Origin of the sequence: Streptomyces sp. NPDC020898 (assembly GCF_044333925.1) — a bacterium.
GTDB lineage: Bacteria > Actinomycetota > Actinomycetes > Streptomycetales > Streptomycetaceae > Streptomyces.
Map to the genome: position 1 here is coordinate 1,309,475 of NZ_JBIRRV010000001.1, position 24,585 is coordinate 1,334,059.

Genomic DNA, 24,585 nt, shown 5'->3' on the forward strand with positions numbered 1-24,585 from the left:
CGTCGTTCCGTACGACGGCACACGGGCTGTCGGCGGGCCCGGCCCCCGGGAGAGCGTGCACCCATGCTTGCCGCAACCGCCGTCTCCCAGAGCGCGACCGACCCACTGGCCGGCCTCGTCGTCGGGGACGTTCCGAAGCCAGGACCCCGGCCCGGGTGGTCCCTTGTCCGGGTCGTCGCGTCGTCGCTCAACATGCACGACCTGTGGACGCTGCGCGGGGTGGGCCACCCGCCCGAGCGGCTGCCCATCGTCCTCGGCTGCGATGCCGCCGGATACGACGAGGACGGCACCGAGGTCCTCGTCCACCCCGTGCTCGCCGACACCGACGCCGGTATGGGCGACGAGACGCTCGACCCGAACCGCGCGCTGCTGTCCGAGCGGCACAACGGCTCCTTCGCCGAGTACCTGTCCGTCCCGACCCGCAACCTCGTCCCGAAACCGCCGTGGCTCACCTTCGACGAGGCCGCCTGTCTGCCCGTCGCCTGGGGCACCGCGTACCGCATGCTCTTCACCCAGGCCCGGATCCGCGCCGGTGACCGGGTCCTCGTGCAGGGCGCCGGCGGGGGCGTGGCCTCGGCGGCGATCAAGCTGGCCGTGGCGGCCGGTGCCGTCGTCTACGCGACCAGCCGCAGCACGGAGAAGCGGGCGCAGGCCGAGTCCTGGGGCGCGCGGAAGGCCGTACCGACCGGGGAGCGGCTGCCCGAGCGGGTCGACATCGTCGTGGAGACGGTCGGCGAGGCGACCTGGGCACACTCGCTGAAGTCGCTGCGGCCGGGCGGCACGCTGGTGATCGCCGGTGCGACGAGCGGCACCAACCCGCCCGCCGACCTGGGCCGCGTCTTCTACCTCCAGCAGCGCATCCTCGGCTCGACCGGCTGCACCCGCAGTGAGCTGGTCGCGCTGCTGAAGCTGATGGACGCCACCGGTCTGCGCCCGGTCATCGACCGCACGCTGCCCCTGGACGAGATCCACAAGGGCTTCCAGCTCATGATCGACGGGCGGCTGACCGGAAAGCTCGTCGTGCACCCACCGCACCAAGAGACCGAAGAGACAACAACGACCGGAGAGTCATCGTGACCGCCGCAGCCGTCGGGCTGTCCCACTCCCCGCTGATCGGAAAGAACGACCCCGCACCCGAGGTCCTGGCCTCCGTCGAGGAAGCCGTCGAGGGTGCCCGCTCCTTCGTCCGTGCCTTCGACCCGGAACTGGTCGTCCTGTACGCCCCCGACCACTACAACGGCTTCTTCTACAAGGAGATGCCCCCGTTCTGCCTGGCCACCGAGGCGAGCGCGGTCGGCGACTTCGGTTCGTCGGCGGGTCCCCTGTCGGTCGACACGGACGCGGCGCGGGCCCTGGCCCGTGGGGTGCTGGACCGTGGGATCGACCTCACCGTCTCGGCCCGGATGACCGTCGACCACGGTTTCGTGCAGCCGCTGGAGGTCCTGTTCGGCGGCATCGACAAGGTCCCGGTGGTCCCGGTGTTCATCAACGGCGTCGCCACACCGCTCGGTCCGGTCAGCCGCATCAGAGCCCTCGGTACGGCCATCGGCGAGGCGGCGGCCGAGCTGGACCGCAGGGTGCTGTTCCTCGGCTCCGGCGGCCTCTCCCACGACCCGCCCGTCCCGGTGCTCGACGGCGCCCCGCCCCGCGTCGCCGACGCCCTCATCGAGGGCCGCCCGCCGACGCCCGAGCAGCGCGCCCGGGGCGAGGAGCGCGTCGTGCAGGCCGGCCGCGACTACGCCGCCGGGTCGACCCGGATGATCCCCCTCAACCCCGTCTGGGACAACCACGTCCTGGACACCCTCGAAAGCGGCCGGCTGGCGGACGTCGACGACTGGACCGTCGAGTGGATGGGCACCGAGGGCGGCGGCTCGGCGCACGAAGTGCGCACCTGGATCGCCGCGTTCGCCTCCCTCGCCGCCACCGGCCCTACTGGTCCCACCGGCGCCGGCGCCTACCGGGTGACCTCCCGCTTCTACGCCCCCATCCCCGAGTGGATCGCCGGCTTCGCCGTGGCGACCGCGGAACAGGAGCCGCTCCGATGAACCACCGCGAGCAGATCGTCACCGAAGCGGCGGACCGGCTGGAGAGCGCCGCCGACAAGAAGCGGCCCTGCGGCCCGGTCCGTGACCTCCTGGGCAGCACCGACGTCGTCAGGGCCTACGAGGTCCAACGCCTGCTCACCGCACGCCGGCTGACCGCAGGGGCCGTCGTCACCGGGCGCAAGATCGGCCTCACCTCGCCGGCCGTGCAGAAGCAACTCGGCGTGGACCAGCCGGACTTCGGTGTCCTCTTCGCCGACATGGACGTCTCCGGCCGCGCCGAGGTGCCGATGTCCCGGCTGCTCCAGCCGAAGGCCGAGGCGGAGATCGCCTTCGTCCTCGCCGCCGACCTCGACACGGACGGCCTGGACCTGGCGGCGGTGCGCGCGGCGGTCGGCCATGCGACGCCCGCCCTGGAGATCGTGGACAGCCGGATCGCCGACTGGGACATCACCCTCACCGACACCGTCGCCGACAACGCCTCCAGCGGCCTGTACGTCCTCGGTGAATCCCGGCTCCCCCTCGACGCGTTCGAGCCCCGCGAGGCGACGATGCGGATGTACGCCGACGGCACCCTCGTGTCCGAGGGCGACGGCGCCGCCTGTCTCGGCGACCCCCTCAACGCCCTGCTGTGGCTGGCCCGGACGGCACGCGACCACGGGGACCCCCTGCGCGCCGGCCAGGTCGTCCTCTCCGGCGCCCTCGGCCCCATGGTCGGCGTCTCCCCCGGCGTCACCGTGCTCGCGGAGATCACCGGCCTCGGCACGGTCACCGCCACGTTCGCCGACAAGGAGCCGTCATGACCGCCGTGCCCGCCGTGCAGACGACGAAAGTGGCCGTGATCGGCTCCGGCAACATCGGGACCGACCTGATGATCAAGGTGCTGCGTCTCTCGGACACCCTGGAGATGGCGGCCATGGTGGGTATCGACCCGGACTCCGACGGCCTCGCCAGGGCCCGCCGCCTCGGCGTCCCCACCACCCACGAGGGCGTCGAGGGCCTCGTCGCGATGGACGACTTCGAGGACATCGGCATCGTCTTCGACGCCACCTCCGCCAAGGCGCACCTCGCCAACGCGGCCCGGCTCGCCCCGTACGGCAAACGCCTCGTCGACCTCACCCCGGCGGCCGTGGGCCCGTTCGTCGTCCCCGCCGTCAACCTGGACGACCATCTGGACGCCGGCAACGTCAACATGGTCACCTGCGGCGGCCAGGCCACGATCCCTGTCGTGCACGCCGTGGCTCGCACAACTCCCGTTCCCTACGCGGAGATCGTCGCCTCGATCGCCTCGAAGTCGGCCGGTCCCGGCACCCGGGCCAACATCGACGAGTTCACGGAGACCACGTCGGCCGCGATCCGGACCGTCGGCGGTGCCGCGCGCGGCAAGGCGATCATCGTCCTGAACCCCGCCGAGCCCCCGCTGATCATGCGGGACACCGTCTTCTGCCTGATCGGCGACGCCGACCACGACGCGATCCGGGCCGCCGTCGAGAAGCGGGTGGCCGAGGTCGCCCAGTACGTCCCGGGCTACCGGCTGAAGCAGGAGGTCCAGTTCACCCCCGTACCGCCGGACGAACCCGTCCACACCCTCCTGCCCGCCGACGCGCCGAAGGTGACGACCCGCGTCTCGGTCTTCCTGGAGGTGGAGGGCGCCGCCCACTACCTCCCCGCCTACGCCGGCAACCTCGACATCATGACCTCGGCCGCCCTGCGCACCGCCGAACGCATCGCCCGGCACACCCGGCAGGAGGCCTCCGCATGACCACCGACACCGGCCTGTACGTCCAGGACGTCACCCTGCGGGACGGCATGCACGCCGTACGGCACCGCATCGCCCCCGCCGATGTCGCCCGCGTCGTCGCCGCCCTCGACGCGGCCGGGGTGGACGCCATCGAGGTCGCGCACGGCGACGGACTGGCGGGCGGCTCCGTCAACTACGGCCCCGGCAGCCACACGGACTGGGAGTGGATCGAGGCCGCCGCCTCCGCCCTGGAGCGCGCCACCCTCACCACGCTCCTGCTCCCCGGCATCGGCACCATCGCCGAGCTGAAGCAGGCCTACGCGCTCGGTGTCCGCTCGGTCCGCGTCGCCACCCACTGCACCGAGGCCGACGTCTCCGCCCAGCACATCGCCACGGCCCGCGAACTCGGCATGGACGTCTCCGGCTTCCTGATGCTCAGCCACATGGCCCCGGCGGACCGACTGGCAGAGCAGGCACGGCTGATGGAGTCGTACGGCGCCCACTGCGTCTACGTCACCGACTCGGGCGGCCGGCTCACGATGGACGGCGTCCGGGAACGCGTCCGCGCCTACCGGGACGTACTCGACCCAAAGACCCAGATCGGCATCCACGCCCACCAGAACCTCTCCCTGGCCGTGGCGAACTCCGTCGTGGCCGTCGAGGAGGGGGTCACCAGAGTGGACGCCTCCCTCGCCGGGCACGGCGCGGGCGCGGGCAACTGCCCGATCGAACCGTTCATCGCGGTGGCCACCCTGAACGGCTGGAAGCACGGCTGCGACCTCTTCGCCCTCCAGGACGCCGCCGACGACCTGGTACGGCCGCTCCAGGACCGCCCCGTCCAGGTCGACCGGGAGACCCTCACCCTCGGCTTCGCCGGTGTCTACTCCAGCTTCCTGCGGCACGCCGAAGCGGCCTCACGGCAGTACGGCATCGACGTACGGAGCATCCTGCTGGAGGTCGGGCGGCGCGGACTGGTCGGCGGGCAGGAGGACATGATCGTGGACATCGCCCTGGATCTGCTGGGGCCCGCCAACGTCTGAGAGGCGTACGGCAGTTGGCAGCTGGCGGTTACGCGCGCGGCGGACGGGCGGCCCGTCCGATCCATGCGCGCGAGGCGCCCGCGGCGACCCGGCGCACCTCGGCGCTCAGCCGCTGGGTGTCGATGTGGCCGCGCCGGCCGGCGACGGACAGGGCGGCCACCGCACGGCCGGTGCGGTCCAGTACCGGGGCGGCGACGCAGCTCAGGCCGGGCTGGCTCTCCTCGTCGTCGAAGGCGACACCGGTGCGGCGGATACGGTCCAGCTCGGCCGACAGCTCCCCTGGGTCGGTGAGGGTGCGGTCGGTGAAGCGGGGCAACGGCCCGGCCAGCGCCTGTTCGGCGGCGTCGAAGTCGTACGCCAGCAGGACTTTGCCGACCGCGGTGACATGTGCGGGCAGGCGCCCGCCGATGCGGGAGGGGACCGGCGCCGGGCGGTGGCCGTGGAGCTTGGCGAGGTAGACCACGTCGGTGCCGTGCAGGACGGCGACGTGGGCGGTGTGGTGGGTGAGTTCGTAGAGGTCGGTCAGAAAGGGCAGCAGCAGGTCGCGGACGCCCTCGTGACCGGGGGCGTACACGGCCAGGCCCAGTGCGTGCAGACGCTCGCCGAGCCGGTAGTCGGTGCCCACGCGTTCCACCACGCCGTTGCGCTCCAGCATGCCCAGCACCCGGTGGGCGGTCGACTTGCTCAGCCGCGCCCGCCGGGCGAGTTCACTGACCCCGAGCCCGCTGCTCGCCCGGTCGCCGAAGGCGACGAGGAGGCTGATGGCCTTGTCGACGGCGGCCCGGTCGTCACGGACCTGGGTAGCGACGGAAGCGGTGCTCATGGCGGTTCACCTCATCTTCGAGGGGAGCTTCGAGTGGCTGGTGTCAATTTCAATACGCCGTTGGGAAACTTTTAGGTGACAAGCATGGCCAGCCGACCGCCCGTCCGTCAACAATGACGGGATGTACATTAAAAGTGACGACCAGGCTCACGAGAACGAGCTGGTGGCCCGTAACGTCCGCCGGTTCCGGCTGGAGCGCGCCATGTCGCTGGGCGAACTGGCCCGCCGGTCGGGCCTGTCGAAGCAGACCCTGTCGAAGATCGAGCAGGGCGCGGGCAACCCCACGGTGGAGACCCTCTCCCAGCTCGGCGCGGCCCTGGACGTCCCGGCCCGCCGCCTGCTGACCGAGTGGGGCACACCGGTCTACGTCCAGCGCCACGACGAGGGCCAGTGGTCCGACGCCGGCGACTGGTCGGAGCGGCTGCTGGACGAGGTCTACGGCTCGGGGTACGTCCGGACCCTGGTCCTGCGCCTGGAGCGCGGCGGCCGGCAGCCGGAGCCCGTCGCCCCGCACGCCGCCGGCACGCTGCACCACATCTACGTGATCACCGGCAAGCTGCGCACGGGCCCGCTCGCCGAACCGGTCGACCTCGCCGCCGGTGACTTCGTCCGCTTCCCCGGCGACATCCCCCACCGGCACGTCTGTCTGAGCGACCGGGTGGTCGCCCACATGGTCACCACGTTGCCGCAGGTACGGCAGATGAGCCCGACGGTCATCCAGGGCACCGGCTGACGGAGGCGCGCAGACGTGCCCCGTCAGACGTACGCCCTCAGACGTATTCCGTCGCCGCGTCGAGCAGCCAGTCCGTCAGGTAGCCGGCGAAGGACGAGCGGACCAGTACCCAGAATCCGGCCCGGGGTTCGTCCCGGGCGACCAGCACGACCTGGGTGCGGCCCAGGGTCGTCTGGGCGCAGTGTCCGGCGCCGAAGACGCGCGGGTGCAGGTCCAGCGGGCAGCCATGGGCCAGCAGATCACGGGCGCGGGGGCCCGCGACGAGGAGCGTGGTGCGCTGGGCGGACACGTCGATGACGGAGACGTGCTCGTCCCCGGCGGCCTTCCTGATACGGCTCTCCAGGTCCCGTTCGCTGCCCGGCGGACCCACCAGCAGCCATTCGTCCGGCCCCAGCCACAGCACCGTCAACTCCCCCGCGCGTACGACGCTGTTGGGGGCGAGCGGCAGGGGAAGGTCCAGCGCGAGGCCGACCGCGTCGGCCGCCGCCCCCTTGGCGTCGAGGCGCACGTTCAGCTGGGTCAGGAAGGGGAGTTCGGCCAGCCGGACCGCTCCCCCGGAGGTGCGGGTGGCGGCGGCCAGCCGATCGGCCGCGTGCGACAGGGCGGACAGGGGGCCGCTGAGCGGGGCGGTGCTGAGGACGGGTGTGTCAGCCATCTCGGCGGGCTCCCTCGGGGTCGTAGAGAACGGGGCTCGCGACGGTCACCGGGACGAGCCGGTCGCCCACGGGGGCGTACAGGCGCTCGCCGACGCGTTCCCGGCCGCCCTTGATCAGGGCGAGCGCGAAGGTCCGGCCCAGGGCGGCGCTGCGGTAGCTGGAGGTGACATGGCCGAGCATCGGGACGGGCGGCGCGGGCAGCACGCTGTCGGCGACCAGTTGCGTGCCCTCGGGGAGGAAGGTGCCGTGATCGTCGGGGAGCAGGCCCACCAGGTGCTTGCGGTCGGGGCGGACGGCGTCGGCACGGGCGTACGACCGCTTGCCGATGAAGTCGGGCTTCTTCTTCGACACCACCCAGTTCATGCCGAGGTCCTGCGGGGTGACGGTGCCGTCGGTGTCCTGGCCGATGATCGGGTAGCCCTTCTCGGCACGCAGGACGTGCATGCTCTCCGTGCCGTAGGGCGTGATGCCGTAGGGGGAGCCGGCCTCGTACAGCGCCTCCCAGAGGGCGAGGGCCTCCCACGGTGACACGTTGATCTCGTAGGCCAGTTCACCGGAGAAGCTGATCCGGCAGACCCTGGCCGCGATGCCCGCGACGCTCGTCTCCCGCCAGGCCATGAAGGGGAAGTCCGCGTTGTCCACGGCCAGTTGGGGCGCGAGGGAGCCGAGGACCTGGCGTGAGCGGGGGCCGACGAGGGCGACCGTGGCCCACTGCTCGGTGACCGAGGTGCAGTGGACGCGCAGGTCGGGCCACTCGGTCTGGGACCACTCCTCCATCCAGTCCAGTACGGCGGCGGCGTTGCCCGTCGTGGTCGTGACCAGGAAGCGGTCCTGGGCGAGGCGGATGACGGTGCCGTCGTCGAAGACCATGCCGTCCGGGCGGCACATGACGCCGTAGCGGATCATGCCGACCTTCAGGGTGCTCATCATGTTGGTGTAGAGCAGGTCGAGGAAGGCGCCCGCATCCGGTCCCTGGACGTCGATCTTGCCGAGGGTGGAGGCGTCCATGAAGGCCACGCTCTCGCGGGCGGCGGCGCACTCGCGCAGTACCGCCGCCTCCATGTCCTCGCCGGCCCGCGGGTAGTACCAGGGGCGCTTCCACTGGCCGACGTTCTCGAACAGCGCGCCGTGCTCGGCGTGCCAGGTGTGCAGGGCGGTCGTCCGGACCGGGTCGTGCAGCGCTCCCCGGTCGCGGCCCGCGAGGGCGGCGAAGGAGACCGGCGTGTACGGCGGCCGGAACGTGGTCGTGCCGAGGGCCGAGATGTCGACGCCGAGCAGTGCGGCGACGATGCCGCTGGCCAGGAGACCGGACGTCTTGCCCTGGTCGTTGGCGGTCCCGGCGGTGGTGTAGCGCTTGGTGTGCTCCACCGAGCGCATACCGGCGCCGGTCGCACGGGCCAGGTCGTCCACGCTGACGTCGCGTTGGAGGTCGACGAAGCTGTGGGTGTCGGAGGCGTCGGGGATGGCGTACACGTGCATGGGCGGGGTGTGCGGTTGGGCGGCCGGGTCGGGGGCGGGGAGCCGGGGGGCTTGTGGCGCGTAGCCCTCCGCCTCCAGCGCGCGGGACGCGGCGCCCACGCCCTGGGCGAGGACCGTGGGCAGGTCCAGGGCGCCGGTCGCGCTGCCCGCGACCTCGACGGCCTGCCGGCAGCTGTCGGGGACGAAGGCGCCGAGCGTGTCGTCGTGGCGGAGCCTGCCGCCCGCCTGGCTGAACAGGTGCGCCACCGGGTTCCAGCCGCCGGAGACCAGCAGCAGGTCGGCGGCGAACTCCCGCTGTCCCGTGGCCTTTCCGGACACCGTGGACTCTCCGTACAGGGCGACCGTCACGGCACTCAGGCGTGCGTCGCCCTCCGTGCCGACGACGGCGTACCCGGCCAGCACCTCGATACCGGCCGCCCTCGCGCGCTCCGCCCACGGTCCCGGTTCGGTGCGGGTGTCGACGATCGCGACCACGTCCGCACCCGCTGCGGACAGGTCCAGTGCGGCTGCGTACGCGCTGTCGTTGGTGGTGAACACGACCGCCCTGCGGCCGGGCAGGACGCCGTGACGATGGACGTACGTACGCGCCGAGGCGGCCAGCATCACTCCGGGGCGGTCGTTGTCCGCGAAGGCCAGCGAGCGCTCGTGGGCGCCGGTCGCGAGGACGACTCGGCGTGCCCGGATGCGCCAGACGCGTTCGCGGGAGACGTTCTCGGGGGCGGCGGCGCCCAGGTGGTTGGTGCGGCGTTCGACGGCGAGGAGGTGGTTGTCGTCGTAGTAGCCGAAGACCGTGGTGCGGCGCAGGACCCGTACGTCGGGTGCCGCGTCGAGGGCGGTGCCGGTCGCCTCCAGCCAGTCGGTGTGTTCGCCTGTGCCCAGCAGGCTGCCGCCGGGTTCCGGCCGGTCGTCGGCGAGGATGACGCGGGCGCCGGTGCGGGCGGCTGCCGTGGCGGCGGCGAGGCCCGCGGGGCCCGCGCCGACGATCAGCAGGTCGCAGTGGGCGTGTACGGCGTCGTAGCGGGCGGGGTCCGGTTCGGTGGCGAGGCGGCCCTGGCCGGGGAGGCTGGTGGCGACCAGGCCGTCGTACAGCTCGACCGTGGTGGCGGGGAGCATCGGCTCGGGGAACGGGGCCTCGATCTGGATGACGGCGTTGGGTTCTTCCACACCGGCGGAGAAGATGCCTCGGGGGCGGCCTCGTTTGATGCTGGTGCCGGTGTGGATGATGCCGTTGGCGAGGAGGGCGGAGGCGAGGGTGTCGCCTTCGTAGCCCTGGTGTTCGGTGCCGTCGAAAGTGAACGTCAGGGTGTGGTCGCGGTTGATTCGGCCGCGGGTGGGGATGCGGAACGGCTGGGATTCTTCCCCCACCCCGCCCCTTCCCGAAAGTTCTGGGGGCTCCGCCCCCAGGCCCCCGGTCGGCCCTGAGGGGGCCTCGTCCTCAAACGCCGGACGGGCTGGGGGTGCCGGCCGGGGCTCAACAGTTGCTGACCGGGCTGGGGGTGCCGACCGGGCTGAAGAGGTCACCGGAGGCTGCTCCCCCGCCCGATACACCGCCAGGAGCTCGTTCGTCCCCGTGTCCCGTACCGCGTTGAACCACTTTCGGCAGCCCGCCGCGTGGCTCCAGCGTTCCGCGAAGGGGCCCCTCGGGTTGTCGCGGAAGAACAGGTACCGGGCCCACTCCTCGTCGGTGAGGGCCGACGGGTTCTCCGGGTACGGCACGTGTGCCTGGCCGCCGTAGTGGAACTCGGCCTCGTCACGGGGCCCGCACCACGGGCAGGGGATGAGCAGCATGTCGTTCGGCTCCCTTGAGGGTCCCTAGTGGGCCACCGCGGCCGCGCCGTGCTCGTCGACGAGCGCGCCGGTGGTGAAACGGTCGAGCGAGAAGGGGGCGTTGAGCGGGTGGGGGGTGTCGTGGGCGATCGTGTGGGCGAAGACCCAGCCGACGCCCGGGGTGGCCTTGAACCCGCCCGTCCCCCAGCCGCAGTTGAGGTAGAGGTTGTCGACCGGGGACAGCCCGACGATGGGCGAGGCGTCGGGGCTCACGTCGACGATGCCTCCCCAGGTGCGCAGCACATGGGCGCGGGCGAAGACCGGGAAGAGTTCCAGGGCCGCCGACATCTGTTCCTCGATGATGTGGAACGCCCCGCGCTGCGTGTACGAGTTGTACGAGTCGATGCCCGCGCCCATCACCAACTCGCCCTTGTGCGCCTGGCTGACGTACACATGGACGGCGTTGGACATCACGACCGTCGGGTGCACGGGTTCGAGGAGTTCGGAGACCAGCGCCTGCAACGGGTGGCTCTGGAGCGGGAGTTCGATGCCCGCCATCGCCGCCAGGACGGACGTGTGGCCCGCCGAGCAGAGCGCCACCTTGCCCGCCGCGATCGGACCCAGGGTCGTCCGGACCCCCACCACCCGGCCGCCGACCACGTCCAGGCCGGTGACCTCGCAGTTCTGGATGATGTCGATGCCCGCCGCGTCCGCCGAGCGCGCCAGACCCCATGCCACGTGGTCGTGCTTGGCGATGCCGGCGCGCGGCTGGTAGGTGCCGCCCATCACCGGATAGCGCACGTCCGGTGAGATGTTGACGATCGGGCAGACCTCCTTGACCTGCCGCTCGTCCAACCACTCCGCGTCCACGCCGTTCAGGCGGTTCGCCTCCACACGGCGCACGCTGTCGCGGACGTCCTGAAGGCTGTGCGCCAGGTTCAGCACGCCTCGCTGGGAGAAGAGGATCGGGTAGTCCAGCTCCTCCTCCAGGCCCTCCCACAGCTTCAGGGCGTGCTCGTAGATGCCCGCGCTCTCGTCCCACAGGTAGTTGGAGCGGATGATCGTGGTGTTGCGGGCCATGTTGCCGCCCGCCAGCCACCCCTTCTCCAGCACCGCGACATTGGTGATGCCGTGGTTCTTCGCCAGATAGTGGGCGGTGGCAAGGCCGTGTCCACCGCCGCCCACGACGATCACGTCGTACGACCGCTTCGGCTCGGGCGTGCGCCACAGCCAGTCGGGGTGCTCGGGCAGCTCGGCGCCGGGGGTACGGGGGCTCATCGGACGTCTCCGTCTTCTGCGGTGAGTGGACCGGGGGGCTCGGCAGCGCCCCAAAGGGGCGCGGGGAACTGCGCGACCAGCCACGACGGCGCCGCAGCGAACCGACAACCCCGCGCCGCCCTCCCAGCGGAACGCCTACCCACGGAGGCGGGACATCGTCGGGTCGAACAGGGGCTCCTCGGCCACGACCGCTTCCACCCGCTGGTCGAAGTAGCCGATGTGCAACACCGTTCCAGGGGTGGCCAGTTCGGTCGGCAGCCAGGCGTACGCGATGCCCTTGCCGATCGTGTAGCCGTACGCGGCGCTCGTCACATAGCCGACGGCCCGGTCACCCTCGTACACCGGCTCCTTGCCCATCACCACCGACCGCGGGTCGTCGATGGTCAGGCAGGTGAGCTTCCGTCGTACATCCGCCATACGGCGTTCCAGTGCCGCCTTGCCGACGAAGTCGCCCTTGTCGAGCTTCACCGCGAAGCCGACGCCGGCCTCGTACGGGTCGTGCTCGTAGGTCATGTCGGTGCCGAAGGAGCGGTAACCCTTCTCCAGGCGGAGGCTGTTGAAGGCACCGCGGCCGGCCGCGATGCCGCCCAGCGGCTGGACCGCCTGCCACAGGGTGTCCCAGAGCTTCTGGCCCTGGTCGGCAGTGGTGTACAACTCCCAGCCGAGTTCGCCGACGTACGACAGCCGCATCGCCGTCACCGGGACGGAGCCGATGTAGGCCCGCTTGGCCCGGAAGTACTTCAGGCCCTCGTTCGTGAAGTCCTCGTCCGTCAGGGGCTGGAGGACCTTGCGGGCCAGCGGGCCCCACAGGCCGATACAGCACGTGCCGGGGGTGATGTCGCGGACCTGGACGGTGCCGTCGGCCGGGAGGTGGCGGGTGAACCAGTCGAGGTCCAGGTTGCCGTTGGCCCCGACCTGGAAGAGGTCGCGAGCCAGGCGGGCCACCGTGATGTCACTGCGGATGCCGCCGTCGTGATCGAGGAGCAGGGTGTACGTCACCGAGCCGACCGACTTGGCGACCTTGCTGGTGGTCAGGCCCTCCAGGAAGGCCGCGGCACCCGGGCCGGTCACCTCCAGGCGCTTGAGGGCCGTCATGTCGTACATCGCGACCGTCTCGCGGGTGGCCTGGGCCTCGGCGCCGACGATCGGCGACCAGTACCGCGCCGCCCAGTCGTTCGGGGTCGTGAGCGAACGGCCTTCCACCAGGGGCGCGTTGGCCTCGTACCACTGCGGGCGCTCCCAGCCGTTCGCCTCCAGGAAGAAGGCGCCCAGCTCCTGCTGGCGGGCGTGGAAGGGGCTGGTACGGATGGGACGGGGGTGCCCGGACGGCTGGAGGGGATGGAGGATGTCGTAGACCTCGACGAAGTTCTGGCAGTCGCGGGCCAGGACGTACTCCGGGGACAGCTGGTGCGGCTCGAAGCGGTTGAGGTCGCACTCGTGCAGGTCGAAGGTGGAGGAGTAACCGTCCACCAGCCACTCCGCCATGGCCAGTCCCACGCCCGCGGAGTGCGTGACCCACACCGCCTCCGCGACCCAGAAGCCCTTGACGTCCGGTGACTCGCCCATGAGCGGGAAGTTGTCGGTGGTGAAGGAGAACAGGCCGTTGATGCCCTCCTCGACCTTCGCGTCCTTCGTCGAGGGGAGCAGCGACTGGGTTTCCGTCCAGGCGGGCTCGAAGTCGTCCTCGGTGAACTTCAGAACCGAGGGCATCGCCCCGGCCGTGTCCGACTCCTCCACCGAGAGGATGTCGTCGGCCGAGATCGGCATCGGGCGGTGGCCGTAGTAGCCGATGCCGATGGTGTCGAAGCGGTCGCGGTAGTAGAGGTCGGCGTCCTGGTGGCGCAGGATCGGGCGCACCGCCTCCTCCGTCTGACCGGCCAGCGCCGGTACCGGGCCGGTCCAGGCGAGCTGGTGGGCCAGCGGGGTCAGGGGGAGGTTCAGGCCGACCATGCGGGCGATCTTCGGGCCCCAGATGCCGGCGCAGCACACGACGATGTCGGCGGGGATCTCCCCCTGGGAGGTGAGGACGCCTGTCACGCGGCCGTCGGCCTGCTGGACGTCCAGTACCTCGTGGCCGGGCAGGAAGGTCACGCCGCGCTCCGTGGCCCGGCGGATCTGCGCCTCGACGGCGAGGACCGCCTTGGCGAGGCCGTCCGTGGGGACCAGGAGGCCGCCGAGGACCCTGTCCGGGTTCACCAGCGGGTGCTGGGCGACGCACTCCTCGGCGCTCAGCAGGCGGGCTTCGATGCCCCAGGCGGTGATCCAGCCGTGGCGGCGGTGCAGTTCGGTGAGGCGCTCGGGGGTGGTGGCCACTTCGAGGCCGCCGACCTGGAGGAAGCAGGGCTTGCCGTCGACGTCGAGGGAGCAGAACTTCTCGACGGTGTAGCGGGCCATCTCGGTCATCGTCCTGGACGAGTTCGTCTGGAAGACCAGGCCCGGGGCGTGCGACGACGATCCCCCGGTGGCGGGCAGCGGGCCCTGGTCGACGACGGTCACTTCGGTCCAGCCTCGCGCGGAGATCTCGTCCGCGAGTGCCGCGCCAACGACGCCCGCTCCGATGATGACCACTCGGGGTCCCGCCATCGCCGCACCTCCGGTTCAGTTGCTGTCCACGCAACATGATTCAGGTTGCGCAACTCAATGTGCCTGCCGTGCAGGTGGGTGTCAAGAGGGGTCTCGCCCCCGCCGCCCTTACCCGTTCCCATCCCTGGGGGCTGCGCCCCCAGACCCCCCTTACGGCCCTGAACGGGCCTTGTCCTCAAACGCCGGACGGGCTGAAAACCCAAGCGCCGGCCGGCACCATCCAGCCCGTTGGGGGTCCCCCCTCTGGGGGAGTTTGAGGACGAGCGCGTTCAGCGCGAACAGGGGTTCGGGGGCGGGGCCCTCGAGGATGGGCACGGGTAAGGGCGGCGAGGGCGAGACACAACAACGCCCGGCAGGCGGCGCACACATACGCGCACCGCCCACCGGGCACTCGCCCTCAACACACCTCAGGCACTACTGGATCCAGGCGTCCACCTTCGCCCGGTTGGCGTCGACCCACTTCTTCGCCGCCGCCTCCGGGGTCATCTTGTCCTCGGCGATGTACTTGGCCACGGTGTTCTGGTCCTCGTTCGTCCAGGTGAAGTTCTTGACCAGGTCATAGGCGGGACTGCCCGACTTGGCGAACTTGGCGCTGACGATCTTGTCGAGCTTGTACACGGGGTAGTCGCACGCGATCTTCTCCGCGTCCGCGTCACAACCCGCCGTGTACTCGGGCAGCTTGACCTTGACCAGGGGTATCTCGGCCATGAACCACTGGGGCTCGTAGAAGTAGCCGATCACCCATTCCTTGTTCTTCTCCGCCTTGCGGAAGGCCTGGATGAGCGCCGTCTCGCTGCCCGCGTACACCACCTTGAAGTCCAGCTTCAGGTTCTTCACCAGCGCCTCGTCGTTGGTGACGAACGACGGGTCACCGTCGAGGAGCTGACCCTTGCCGCCCGACTCGGAGGTCTTGAACTCCGCGGCGTACTTGTTGAGGCTGTTCCAGTCGGTGATGTCCGGGTGGGCCTTGGCGAGCCACGGCGGTACGTACCAGCCGATCAGACCTTCGTTGCCGGTCGCGCCGGCGTCGACGGCCGTCTTCTGGTCGGTGATGTACTTCTTCTTCAGGTCGTCGTGACCCCAGTTCTCGATGACGGCGTCGACCTCACCCGTCCCGAAGCCCTGCCAGGCGATCTCTTCCTTCAGGTCCTTCTTGGTGACCTTGCAGCCGAGGTCCTGCTCCGCGACGTACGCGACGACCGCCGCGTTCGCCTCGTAACCCACCCACGGGTTGACCGCGAGGTTGAAGGTGCCGCACTTCGCGGAGCCTCCGGTCCCGGAGGAGGTGTCGGAGCCCGCGGAGTCGTCGCCGACCTTCGCGCCGCCACAGGCGGTGAGAGCGAGAGCGAGAACGGCTGTGCCGGCCGCGCCGACTCTCCACTTTGTTGCTTGCCTTGCCATGGTGGTAGCTCCTTACGCGCTGGTACGCCGCGCCGCTGCCTGAGTGATCCGGTCGAACATGACTCCGAGAAGGACGATGGCCAGCCCCGCCGCCAGCCCCTTCCCGTACAGCTGCCCCTGCGAGAAGCCGGCCACGACGTCGTAGCCGAGGGCGCCCGCGCCTACCAGGCCGCCCACAACAACCATCGACAGCACGTAGATCAGACCCTGGTTGGTGGCGAGGGTCAGGGCTCCGCGTGCCATCGGCAGCTGGACCTTGGTGATGAGCTGCCAGGTGCTGCACCCGGCGGAGGTGGCCGCTTCCACGGTGGTCGCGGGCACGTTCCGTATCCCGTCCGCGATGATCTTCATGGCGACGGGCGCCGCGTAGACGATGGCCGCGACGATCGCCGTGAAGCGGGTCGCGCCGAACAGCGCGAGGAACGGTACGAGGTAGACGAACGGCGGCATGACCTGCGCCGCGTCGAGGGTGGGCCGGATCAGCCGGTCCGCGAGCGGGCTGCGCCCCATCCACACGCCGACGACGACGGCCAGCAGCATCGTCATGACCGTGGCGACCATCGTGGACGCCAGTGTCGTCATGCTGTCCGACCACAGACCGGTGGCGACCAGCAGGCCGACGCACACGGCCGTGGTGACCCCGGCCCGCCAGCCGCCGAGCACCGTGCCGATCCCGATCAGGACGGCGGCGACCAGCCACCAGGGCGAGTCGGTGAGCAGGGACTGGAACGGGTTGAGCAGACCGTTGGTGAGGGCGTCGCGGAAGGCGTTGGTGAGGCCCGACAGGTTGTCCTGCACCCAGGTGCTCGCACTGTCGGCGGCGCTCGCGACGGTGCTGCCGAGATCGCCCTCGCCGGGGAACTCCGCCGCCCATACGTAGGTGTGCGACATATAGACGAGCACCGCGGTGACCGCCGCTCCCGCGACCACCAGCTTCCGTCGCCAGGCGAGGAGTCTGCCGCCCGAGTTGCGAGCCGTCTCCGCGCGGACGCTCGCCGCGGTCGTGACCCGGTCCAGGACGATGGCCATGACGACGATGGCGAGGCCCGCGTTGAAGGCCGTACCCACGTCGAGCGACTGGAGGGCCTGGATGACGGTCTTGCCGAGGCCGGGCGCGTCGATCAGGGCGGCGATGGTCACCATGGCGAGGGCGGCCATGATCGTCTGGTTGACGCCCATCACCACGGTCCGTTTGGACATCGGCAGCAGGACCTTCAGCAGCGACTGCCATCGGGTCGCGCCCAGCGAGTCGGCCGCCTCGACGGTCGTCTCCGGTACGGAGCGGATGGCGTGCGCGGTGATGCGGATCGCCGGCGGGGCCGCGTAGATCACGGTGGCGATGGTGGCGGAGGCGCCGCCGATGAGGAAGAACAGGGTCAGCGGGGCGAGGTAGACGAAGGTGGGCATCGTCTGCATGAAGTCCAGGAAGGGCGTCATGATCTTGTTGACCCGGTCGGACAGCCCCGCCCACACGCCCAGCGGGATGCCGATCAGCAGCGCCACGAACACCGCGGAGAGCGTCAGCGCCAGGGTGTCCATGCTCTCCTGCCACAGACCCTGGAGCCCGAAGAAGGTGAAGCCGGCCACGGTCAGCAGGGCGACCCGCCAGTTGCCCACGGCCCAGGAGACGAACCCGGCGATGCCGACGACGCCGAGCCACCCGATCTGCGGCAGGGGGCGGGTGTCGGAGGGCTGCGAGATGAGCTGCTGGATGAAGGTCACCAGGTTGTCGATGACCAGACGTATCTCGTTGAAGAAGTAGAGGAACAGCGGGTTGGAGTTGCGGTTGGCGCCGATCGAGTCGTTGACGTCGTTCAGCCACCGGTGCAGATCGGTGAGGTCGGCCGCCGCGAGGGTCAGGGTGTGCGTTCCGCGCAGTACGGCGAACAGCACCAGCCAGACGGCCAGGATCGCGCCGATCACCATACGGCGGCTGACCCGGCGTACGGCCGCGAAAGGCGCGGCCTCGGGTACGGCGTCCTGTGGCCCGGGCGCCTCCGGTGTCGGAGGTTTCTCCATGGCGACGGTCATCGCGCGTCGCCTTCCGGTTGCCGCTTCTGCTCCTGCACCTGTACTCCGGCGATCACCGCGAGGATCTCCTCGTCGCCGACGATGCCGAGCAGCTTGCCGTTCTCGACGACCTTGACGGGCTTCTCGGCGGCGAGGACGACGCGGGTGGCCTCCCGTACGACGACGTCCGGGCCGAGCTCGGGGCCGTCGAGTTCGTCGCCGTCGACCGGCGGGCGCATGATCCACCGCAGGGTGAGGACGTCGGCACGCGACACGTCCTTCACGAACTCACGGACGTAGTCGTCGGCGGGCGCGCCCACCAGCTCGTCGCCCGTACCGCACTGGACCATCTTGCCGTCGCGCATGATGAGGATGCGGTCGCCCAGCTTGAGCGCCTCGGAGAGGTCGTGGGTGATGAACACCATCGTCTTGCCGACCTCGTGGTGCAGCCGGATGACCTCGTTCTGCATGTCACGCCGGATCAGCGGGTCGAGCGCGGAGAACGGCTCGTCGAAGAAGAGGACGTCCGGGTCCCCCGCCAACGCCCTTGCCAGGCCCACGCGTTGCTGCATACCGCCGGAGAGCTGATCCGGGTAGGAGTTCTCGTACCCGGAGAGCCCGACGAGCTCGACGACCTCCAGCGCCCGCTTGATGCGCTCGGTCCGGCTCATGCCACGTATCTCGAGCCCGAACCCGACGTTGTCGACGACCCGCCGGTGGGGCAGCAGCCCGAAGTGCTGGAAGACCATGGAGAACTTCTGGCGGCGCAGCTCGCGCAGGCGTTTCTCGTCCGCTTCGCGGATGTCCTCGCCCTCGAAGACGATCTGGCCGGCGGTGGGTTCGATCAGCCGCGTAAGACATCGGACCAACGTGGACTTGCCGGAGCCGGACAGCCCCATGACCACGAAGACCTCACCCGGCGACACGTCGAAGTGCACATCGCGTACGGCGGCGGTGCATCCCGTACGGTCCATGAGTTCTCGCCGGGTGAGCCCGCGCAGCTCCTCCGAGTCCGGCACCTGGTCGGCCTTCGGCCCGAACACCTTCCACAGTCCGCGCACGGAGATGACCGGCGTGGCGTCCGAGTCCTGGGACGTGCCGCGCCGCTGCGGCACCTCGGTCTGTACTGGGGTCACGATCGACCTCTTTTCGGCGTTCAGCCGCGAAACCAGTGCTGCGGCCGGGGTTGGATGTTCTGCCAGATGTGCTTGGGCTCTCGGTACTCGTCCAGGCCGCTCGGTCCCAGCTCACGGCCCACGCCCGAGTGTCCGAAGCCACCCCATTCCGCCTGCGGCACATAGGGGTGGTAGTCGTTGATCCACACGGTGCCGTGGCGCAGCCGCCGGGCGACCCGCTGGGCCCTGCCCGCGTCCTGCGTCCACACAGCTCCCGCGAGGCCGTACTCGGTGTCGTTGGCGATGCGTACGGCGTCGTCCTCGTCCCCGTCGCGGAAGCGCTCCACGGTGAGAACGGGCCCGAAGGACTCCTCGTGCACGACCCGCATGTCCTGCGTGCACTCGTCGAGCACGGTGGGCGGGTAGTAGTGGCCGTCGGCGAGGGCGGGGTCGTCGGGCCGCTCACCGCCGCACCGCAGCACGGCGCCCTCGGCGAGTCCGGCCGCGACGTACGCCTCGACCTTCTCCCGGTGCCCGGCGGAGATCAGCGCGCCGGTCTCGGCCTCGGGGTCGAAGGGCCCGCCGAGCCGGATCTGCGCCGCGCGCCGCACGACCTCGTCCACGAACCGGTCGTGGAGGGAATCCTCGACGATGAGCCGCGCCCCGGCGGAACAGACCTGCCCGGAGTGCAGAAAGACGGCCGTGAGGGCGAAATCCACGGCCGCCTCGAAGTCGGCGTCGGCGAACACGACGTTGGGGTTCTTGCCGCCGAGTTCCAGCGCCACCTTCTTCACCCCGGCGGCAGCGGTGGCCATGATCCGTTTACCGGTCTCCAGCCCCCCGGTGAAGGAGACCATGTCGACGTCCGGGTGCTCGGAGAGCGGCGCCCCCACCTCGGGCCCGGCCCCGAGGACGAGGTTGGCCGCGCCGGCCGGCAGCCCGGCCTCCGCGAGCGCCCGCATCAGCAGGATCGAGGTGGAGGGGGTGAGCTCACTGGGCTTGAGGACCATCGTGTTGCCCGCGAGAAGGGCCGGAGCGACCTTCCAACTGGCTTGCAGGAGGGGGTAGTTCCAAGGGGTGATCAGCCCACAGACACCCACGGGCTCATAGACGACACGACTGACGGCGTCGTCCCGGCCGGTGTCGATGACCCGCCCGGCATCCGTTCCCCCGATCCCGCCGTAGTGGCGAAAACAGGAGACGACGTCGGCGATGTCGTACTCGCTCTCCACCAGCCGCTTGCCGGTGTCCAGCGACTCGGCGCGGGCGAACTCCTTGCCGTCCCGCTCGATGATGTCGGCGGCACGCAGCAGCAGCTGACCGCGCTCCCGCTCGGGGGTACGCGGCCAGGGTCCCGTGTCGAAGGCACGGCGGGCGGCGGCGATCGCGGCCTCGGTGTCGGGGCGCGTCCCTTCCGAGACGGTGGCGGTGAGGCTGCCGTCAGCGGGACATCGGATTTCGCGGTGACCGCCGGCCACCGGTTCCCGCCATTCCCCGTCCACATACAGATCTGCCACGCGCCGCGCCTTTCAAAGGGCCTTCCAAAGGAAATTCGTTGCGCATCGTGCATCCAATTGCTTGTGGTGGAACACCATGGCGAATGTGCGGACATACGTCAAGTAGTTGGCGGATGACGATTTCGACATGCGCGCGGTGTCCGTACGGTTGCCCGCGCGGTTGCCCGTGCGGGTATGCGCGCAGTTGCCCTGCCGCCCTTGACCACAGCGGGCGCCGAGCCGACCATGTTGCGTATCGCTCACCTTGTTGTGCATTACGCACCGACGGAGGTCGCACATGTCCCCTCGACCGCAGCCTGGCCGCGAGTACGTCCTCACCCTCTCGTGCCCCGACAGCTCGGGCCTGGTCCACGCCGTGAGCGGCTTTCTCGTCAGGAACTCGGGAAACATCCTGGAGAGCCAGCAGTTCGATGACCGGCTCCAGGGCCGTTTCTTCATGAGGGTCCACTTCGATGTTTCCGATCCGACCGTGGACCTGAAAAACCTGCGTTACCGATTCGGTCCCGTCGCGGAGGCCTACGGCATCTCCTGGACCCTGCGGGACGCGTCGACCCCGACCCGGACACTCCTCATGGTGTCGAGGTTCGGCCACTGCCTGAACGACCTCCTCTTCCGCTGCCGCACCGGCGCCCTCAACATCGAGATCCCCGCGATCGTCTCCAACCACCGCGACTTCGAGAGCCTGGCGGAGAGCTACGGCATCCCCTTCCACCACGTCCCGGTGACCAGGGACACCAAGCCGGAGGCGGAGGCGCGGCTACTGGAGCTGGTGCGGGATCTGGACGTCGACCTGGTGGTGCTGGCCCGCTACATGCAGGTTCTGTCGGACGACCTGTGCAAGCAGCTGGAGGGCCGCGCGATCAACATCCACCACTCCTTCCTCCCCAGCTTCAAGGGCGCGCGCCCGTACGAGCAGGCCTACGACCGCGGCGTGAAGCTCGTCGGGGCGACGGCGCACTATGTGACGCCGGAGCTGGACGAGGGGCAGATCATCGAACAGGACGTGGTGAGGGTGGACCACTCCCTGGACCCCGGGGAACTGGTCACGGTCGGCCGGGACGTGGAGGCACAGGTGCTGGCACACGCGGTGAAGTGGCACAGCGAGAGCAGGGTGATGGTGTACGGGAACCGTACGGTGGTGTTCCGCTGAGGGGTGCGCTGCTGCGCGTGAGGGGTGCGTCTCCACGTGCGGGGTGCGCGTCCGTATACAGCGCCGGACACCTCACGCGCAGTCCGCCCACCTCATGCTCGTAAGCGAAGCGTCCGCAGGGAGGTCGCCGGCGACGGGCCGACGACCCCTCACTCCCTGCGATGTACGTCTACTTGCTTGCGGCGAAGCGCATCAGGGCGAGTTGGTCGCCCTGCTTGATGTTCCCCGTCGTATTGATCACCTCCAGCTTCCAGGCGGCGCCGGACCGCACGGCCTTGGCGACGGCGCAGCCGTTGTCCGTGGTGAGCATGCTGGGCCAGATGTCGGCGACCTGCTGGGTGCTGCCGCCACTCGCGTCGTACACCTTGAAACTGATGTTGCGCGCCTTCTGGAAGGAACTGCCCTTCTTGTAGGCGGCGGCGATGAACACGATCGAGGTGATGTGGGGCGGGATCTTCGCGAACTCGACCGTGACGGTCTCGTCGTCGCCGTCCCCGTGCCCCGTCTGGTTGTCCCCGCTGTGGAGCAGGGAGCCGTTGCCGATGGGGTCGAGCGAGTCGAGACCCGCCAGGCGTACCGGGTCGCCGTCGTGCAGGGCGATGGCGATCAGGTCGAGGTCGGTGCCGGTCTTGCGGCGGAGTTTGCCCATCACTCCGCCGCTCGCGCCGGAGGTGGGGTCCCAGGAGGCCCCGATGGACAGATGGGTCACCCCGTCCAGGTCCGCCGGGCCGTCTTCCTTCGTGAGCGTAATCATGGGTCCATACTGCCTGGGCTTTCACCGAGGTCCCAGAACGGGCCCCATGATGACCAGAGACTCCTTGGCCACGGTTCACCATCAGGGCTGAGTCGGGTCCGCCGGGACCGCGTGGAGGAGTTGGCACCCCTGAGGCGACCCTCAGCCGCCCAGCCGGTCCAGCACAGCCCGCCGCCACCGCTCCGTCTCCGCCACCTGGTTGAACCCCCGGGCGCCGCGAACCGCAGGAACCACGACGCGTGCTTCGTCAGGAAGCGCGTCGACTCGCCCACCCCGATCTTCGTGGCCGTGGACAGCAGTTCGCCCGCTGCACGGGCCCCGCGACGCCCACGTACCCGGGCAGGGCGACTTCCCGGCCCCGACAACCGACCCACTCCCCCAGCACACGGGCGTCGAAGCACAGGTTGCTCACGATGTACGTCGCGTGCTCGCGCTTGTCCCACATGGCCTGGATGGTGACGTCGTCATGGACGAGCGGATGGCTCTCGGGGTAGCCGGTGACGCCGACCTGCGCGAACGGGCTGCCCAGCGCACCCAGCCTGCGCAGCACCGGCAGGGCACCCTCGTAGGCCCCGGCGGGCGGATCCACGTCGCCCGCCGGCACGAAGACATCGCCCGTTCCCGTCTCACGCAACCGGTCGACGACGTCTTCCTCGCACCTCTCGACGCCGGCCCGCACCCCCAGCCCGTCCGGCGATTGAGGACGAGGCCCGTTCAGGGCCGTAGCGGGGGGCTGGGGGCGGCAGCCCCCAGGGTCGCCCACTGAACGGGCCTCGGCGCCTCAGGCCTCGCTCAGACCTCCCCGGCGCCGTGGCGGTAATACGCCGCCTCGGAAGCCGGCAGCGGCTGCTTACCGAGGATCAGATCAGCCGCCTTCTCGGCGATCATCATCACCGGCGCGTAGATGTTCCCGTTGGTGACGTACGGCATCACCGACGCGTCCACGACCCGCAGCCCCTCCACCCCGTGCACCCGCAGACTCTCCGGGTCGACGACAGCCATCTCGTCGGTCGAGGGACCCATCTTGCAGGTGCAGGACGGATGCAGAGCCGTCTCGCCCTCCTTCGCGACCCAGTCGAGAATCTCCTCGTCGGTCTCCACCTTCGCCCCCGGCGAGACCTCCCCGTCGTTGTACGGGGCCATGGCCGGCTGGTTGAGCAGCTTCCGCGCCACCCGGATCGCCTCGACCCACTCCCGCCGGTCCTGCTCGGTGGAGAGGTAGTTGAAGCGCAGCGCCGGGTGTTCGTGCGGGTCCTTGCTCTTGATCTTCACGGAGCCGATGGCGTCGGAGTACATGGGGCCCACGTGCACTTGGTAGCCATGGCCGCCGGCCGGCGAGGAGCCGTCGTAGCGGACCGCGATGGGCAGGAAGTGGAACATCAGGTTGGGGTAGGCGACGTCCTCGTTGCTGCGGGCGAAGCCCCCCGCCTCGAAGTGGTTCGTGGACGCCGGTCCCTTGCGGAACAGCCACTGGAGCCCGATGAAGGGGGCCCGCCACTTCGCCAAGTACGGCTGCATGGACACCGGCTGCTTACAGGCGTACTGGATGTACACCTCCAGGTGGTCCTGCATGTTCTCGCCGACACCGGGGAGATCGTGGACCACGTCGACGCCCAGCGCCCGCAGTTCCTTCGCGTTGCCGACCCCCGACAGCTGGAGCAGCTGCGGGGAGTTGATCGCGCCGCCGCAGAGGATGACCTCCTTGGCGCGGACCCGCTGGACCGGCCCCCGTCCGCGCCGGTACTCGACACCGACGGCCCGCTTGCCCTCGAAGAGCACGCGGGTGACGAGAGCACGCGTCTTCACCGTCAGGTTGGGCCGCGTCCGGACCGGCTTGAGATACGCCTTCGAGGCCGAGAGCCGACGGCCCCGGTGAACGTTCCGGTCGAACTTCGCGAACCCCTCCTGCCGGTAGCCGTTGACGTCGTCCGTGGCCGGGTACCCCGCTTGCTCGGTGGCCTTGAGGAAGGCGCCGAAGAGCGGGTTGGTGGCCGGGCCGCGTTCGAGGACGAGGGGGCCGTCATGGCCGCGGAACTCGTCGTCCGGGTCGGCGGCGAGACAGTTCTCCATCCGCCGGAAGTACGGCAGACAGTGCGCGTAGTCCCACTTGTCCATGCCGGGATCGGCAGCCCAGCGCTCGTAGTCCATGGGGTTGCCGCGCTGGAAGATCATGCCGTTGATGCTGCTGGAGCCGCCGAGCACCTTGCCGCGCGCGTGGTAGACGCGTCGGCCTCCCATGTGGGGTTCGGGCTCGGACTCGTACTTCCAGTCGTAGAAGCGGCTGCCGATCGGGTAGGTCAGCGCCGCGGGCATCTGGATGAAGACGTCCCACGGGTAGTCGGACCGGCCGGCCTCCAGGACCAGCACCTTGTTCGCCGGGTCCGCGGAGAGCCTGTTCGCCAGTGCACTGCCGGCCGATCCGCCGCCGACGATGACGAAGTCGTATTGCAGGGGAGCCATGATCTCTCGTCTCGCTCGCGCCGTAGATACGCGAGG

General features: G+C 70.2%; 18 protein-coding genes and 1 pseudogene. 7 read left to right on the plus strand and 12 right to left on the minus strand.

The annotated features are described in order from the left end of the window. The first annotated feature begins 63 nt into the window (after positions 1-63). Genes ACH4TV_RS05705 through dmpG form a run of 5 tightly spaced genes read left to right on the plus strand, consistent with a single transcriptional unit; the run spans position 64 to position 4,823 of the window. Positions 64-1,077, plus strand: coding sequence for a zinc-binding dehydrogenase (locus ACH4TV_RS05705; RefSeq protein WP_398394511.1), 1,014 nt, complete (start codon positions 64-66; stop codon positions 1,075-1,077). Next, positions 1,074-2,045, plus strand: coding sequence for a 3-carboxyethylcatechol 2,3-dioxygenase (locus tag ACH4TV_RS05710; RefSeq protein WP_398394513.1), 972 nt, complete (start codon positions 1,074-1,076; stop codon positions 2,043-2,045). The genes ACH4TV_RS05705 and ACH4TV_RS05710 overlap by 4 nt, the downstream gene beginning before the upstream one ends. Continuing rightward, positions 2,042-2,845 (plus strand): 2-keto-4-pentenoate hydratase, encoded by an 804-nt coding sequence (locus tag ACH4TV_RS05715; RefSeq protein ID WP_398394515.1) that lies wholly within the window; start codon positions 2,042-2,044, stop codon positions 2,843-2,845. Before ACH4TV_RS05710 ends, ACH4TV_RS05715 begins: the two co-directional genes overlap by 4 nt. Continuing rightward, a complete protein-coding gene (locus ACH4TV_RS05720) occupies positions 2,842-3,804 on the plus strand; it encodes an acetaldehyde dehydrogenase (acetylating) (protein WP_398394517.1) in 963 nt (320 codons plus the stop codon). Before ACH4TV_RS05715 ends, ACH4TV_RS05720 begins: the two co-directional genes overlap by 4 nt. Further along, a complete protein-coding gene (gene dmpG, locus ACH4TV_RS05725) occupies positions 3,801-4,823 on the plus strand; it encodes a 4-hydroxy-2-oxovalerate aldolase (RefSeq protein WP_398394519.1) in 1,023 nt (340 codons plus the stop codon). Before ACH4TV_RS05720 ends, dmpG begins: the two co-directional genes overlap by 4 nt. Before the next feature lie 28 nt (positions 4,824-4,851). Here the strand turns inward: dmpG and ACH4TV_RS05730 are convergent, their stop codons facing one another. After that, positions 4,852-5,646: an IclR family transcriptional regulator gene (locus tag ACH4TV_RS05730; RefSeq protein ID WP_398394521.1), complete on the minus strand. Its 795-nt coding sequence runs from the start codon at positions 5,644-5,646 to the stop codon at positions 4,852-4,854. A 121-nt stretch (positions 5,647-5,767) separates the two neighbouring features. Between ACH4TV_RS05730 and ACH4TV_RS05735 the strand changes: the two genes are divergently transcribed. Then, positions 5,768-6,379: a helix-turn-helix domain-containing protein gene (locus tag ACH4TV_RS05735; protein WP_398394523.1), complete on the plus strand. Its 612-nt coding sequence runs from the start codon at positions 5,768-5,770 to the stop codon at positions 6,377-6,379. A gap of 37 nt (positions 6,380-6,416) precedes the next feature. Here the strand turns inward: ACH4TV_RS05735 and ACH4TV_RS05740 are convergent, their stop codons facing one another. From ACH4TV_RS05740 to ACH4TV_RS05775, 8 genes are all read right to left on the minus strand, one after another. After that, positions 6,417-7,034 carry a sarcosine oxidase subunit gamma gene (locus ACH4TV_RS05740; RefSeq protein WP_398394525.1) on the minus strand — a complete coding sequence of 206 codons (618 nt, stop codon included), beginning with the start codon at positions 7,032-7,034 and terminating at the stop codon, positions 6,417-6,419. Next, complete coding sequence (locus ACH4TV_RS05745) at positions 7,027-10,302, minus strand: sarcosine oxidase subunit alpha family protein (RefSeq protein ID WP_398394527.1); 3,276 nt, start codon at positions 10,300-10,302, stop codon at positions 7,027-7,029. The genes ACH4TV_RS05740 and ACH4TV_RS05745 overlap by 8 nt, the downstream gene beginning before the upstream one ends. Before the next feature lie 24 nt (positions 10,303-10,326). Beyond that, complete coding sequence (locus ACH4TV_RS05750) at positions 10,327-11,559, minus strand: sarcosine oxidase subunit beta family protein (RefSeq protein WP_398394529.1); 1,233 nt, start codon at positions 11,557-11,559, stop codon at positions 10,327-10,329. A 135-nt stretch (positions 11,560-11,694) separates the two neighbouring features. Next, entirely contained in the window at positions 11,695-14,142 is a 2,448-nt protein-coding gene (locus ACH4TV_RS05755; protein ID WP_398394531.1) for an FAD-dependent oxidoreductase, read from the minus strand. Positions 14,143-14,556: 414 nt separating this feature from the next. Continuing rightward, positions 14,557-15,543: an ABC transporter substrate-binding protein gene (locus ACH4TV_RS05760; RefSeq protein WP_398394532.1), complete on the minus strand. Its 987-nt coding sequence runs from the start codon at positions 15,541-15,543 to the stop codon at positions 14,557-14,559. A 12-nt stretch (positions 15,544-15,555) separates the two neighbouring features. Then, positions 15,556-17,574: an ABC transporter permease gene (locus ACH4TV_RS05765; RefSeq protein ID WP_398394534.1), complete on the minus strand. Its 2,019-nt coding sequence runs from the start codon at positions 17,572-17,574 to the stop codon at positions 15,556-15,558. Then, complete coding sequence (locus tag ACH4TV_RS05770; protein ID WP_398394536.1) at positions 17,571-18,689, minus strand: glycine betaine/L-proline ABC transporter ATP-binding protein; 1,119 nt, start codon at positions 18,687-18,689, stop codon at positions 17,571-17,573. Before ACH4TV_RS05770 ends, ACH4TV_RS05765 begins: the two co-directional genes overlap by 4 nt. Positions 18,690-18,709: 20 nt before the next feature. Further along, positions 18,710-20,185, minus strand: a complete 1,476-nt coding sequence (locus ACH4TV_RS05775) for an aldehyde dehydrogenase family protein (protein WP_398394538.1) — start codon at positions 20,183-20,185, stop codon at positions 18,710-18,712. Positions 20,186-20,462: 277 nt separating this feature from the next. On the opposite strand from ACH4TV_RS05775, the gene purU reads away from it, so the two are divergent. Then, positions 20,463-21,335, plus strand: coding sequence for a formyltetrahydrofolate deformylase (purU, locus tag ACH4TV_RS05780; protein ID WP_398394539.1), 873 nt, complete (start codon positions 20,463-20,465; stop codon positions 21,333-21,335). A 169-nt stretch (positions 21,336-21,504) separates the two neighbouring features. Here the strand turns inward: purU and ACH4TV_RS05785 are convergent, their stop codons facing one another. The 3 genes and pseudogenes from ACH4TV_RS05785 to betA form a co-directional block, all read right to left on the minus strand. After that, complete coding sequence (locus ACH4TV_RS05785) at positions 21,505-22,089, minus strand: TerD family protein (protein WP_398394541.1); 585 nt, start codon at positions 22,087-22,089, stop codon at positions 21,505-21,507. A 141-nt stretch (positions 22,090-22,230) separates the two neighbouring features. Further along, positions 22,231-22,741 (minus strand): annotated as a pseudogene (locus tag ACH4TV_RS05790) (5,10-methylenetetrahydrofolate reductase); the annotation flags it as partial. A gap of 140 nt (positions 22,742-22,881) precedes the next feature. After that, entirely contained in the window at positions 22,882-24,549 is a 1,668-nt protein-coding gene (betA, locus tag ACH4TV_RS05795) for a choline dehydrogenase (RefSeq protein ID WP_398394543.1), read from the minus strand. Positions 24,550-24,585: the final 36 nt, after the last annotated feature.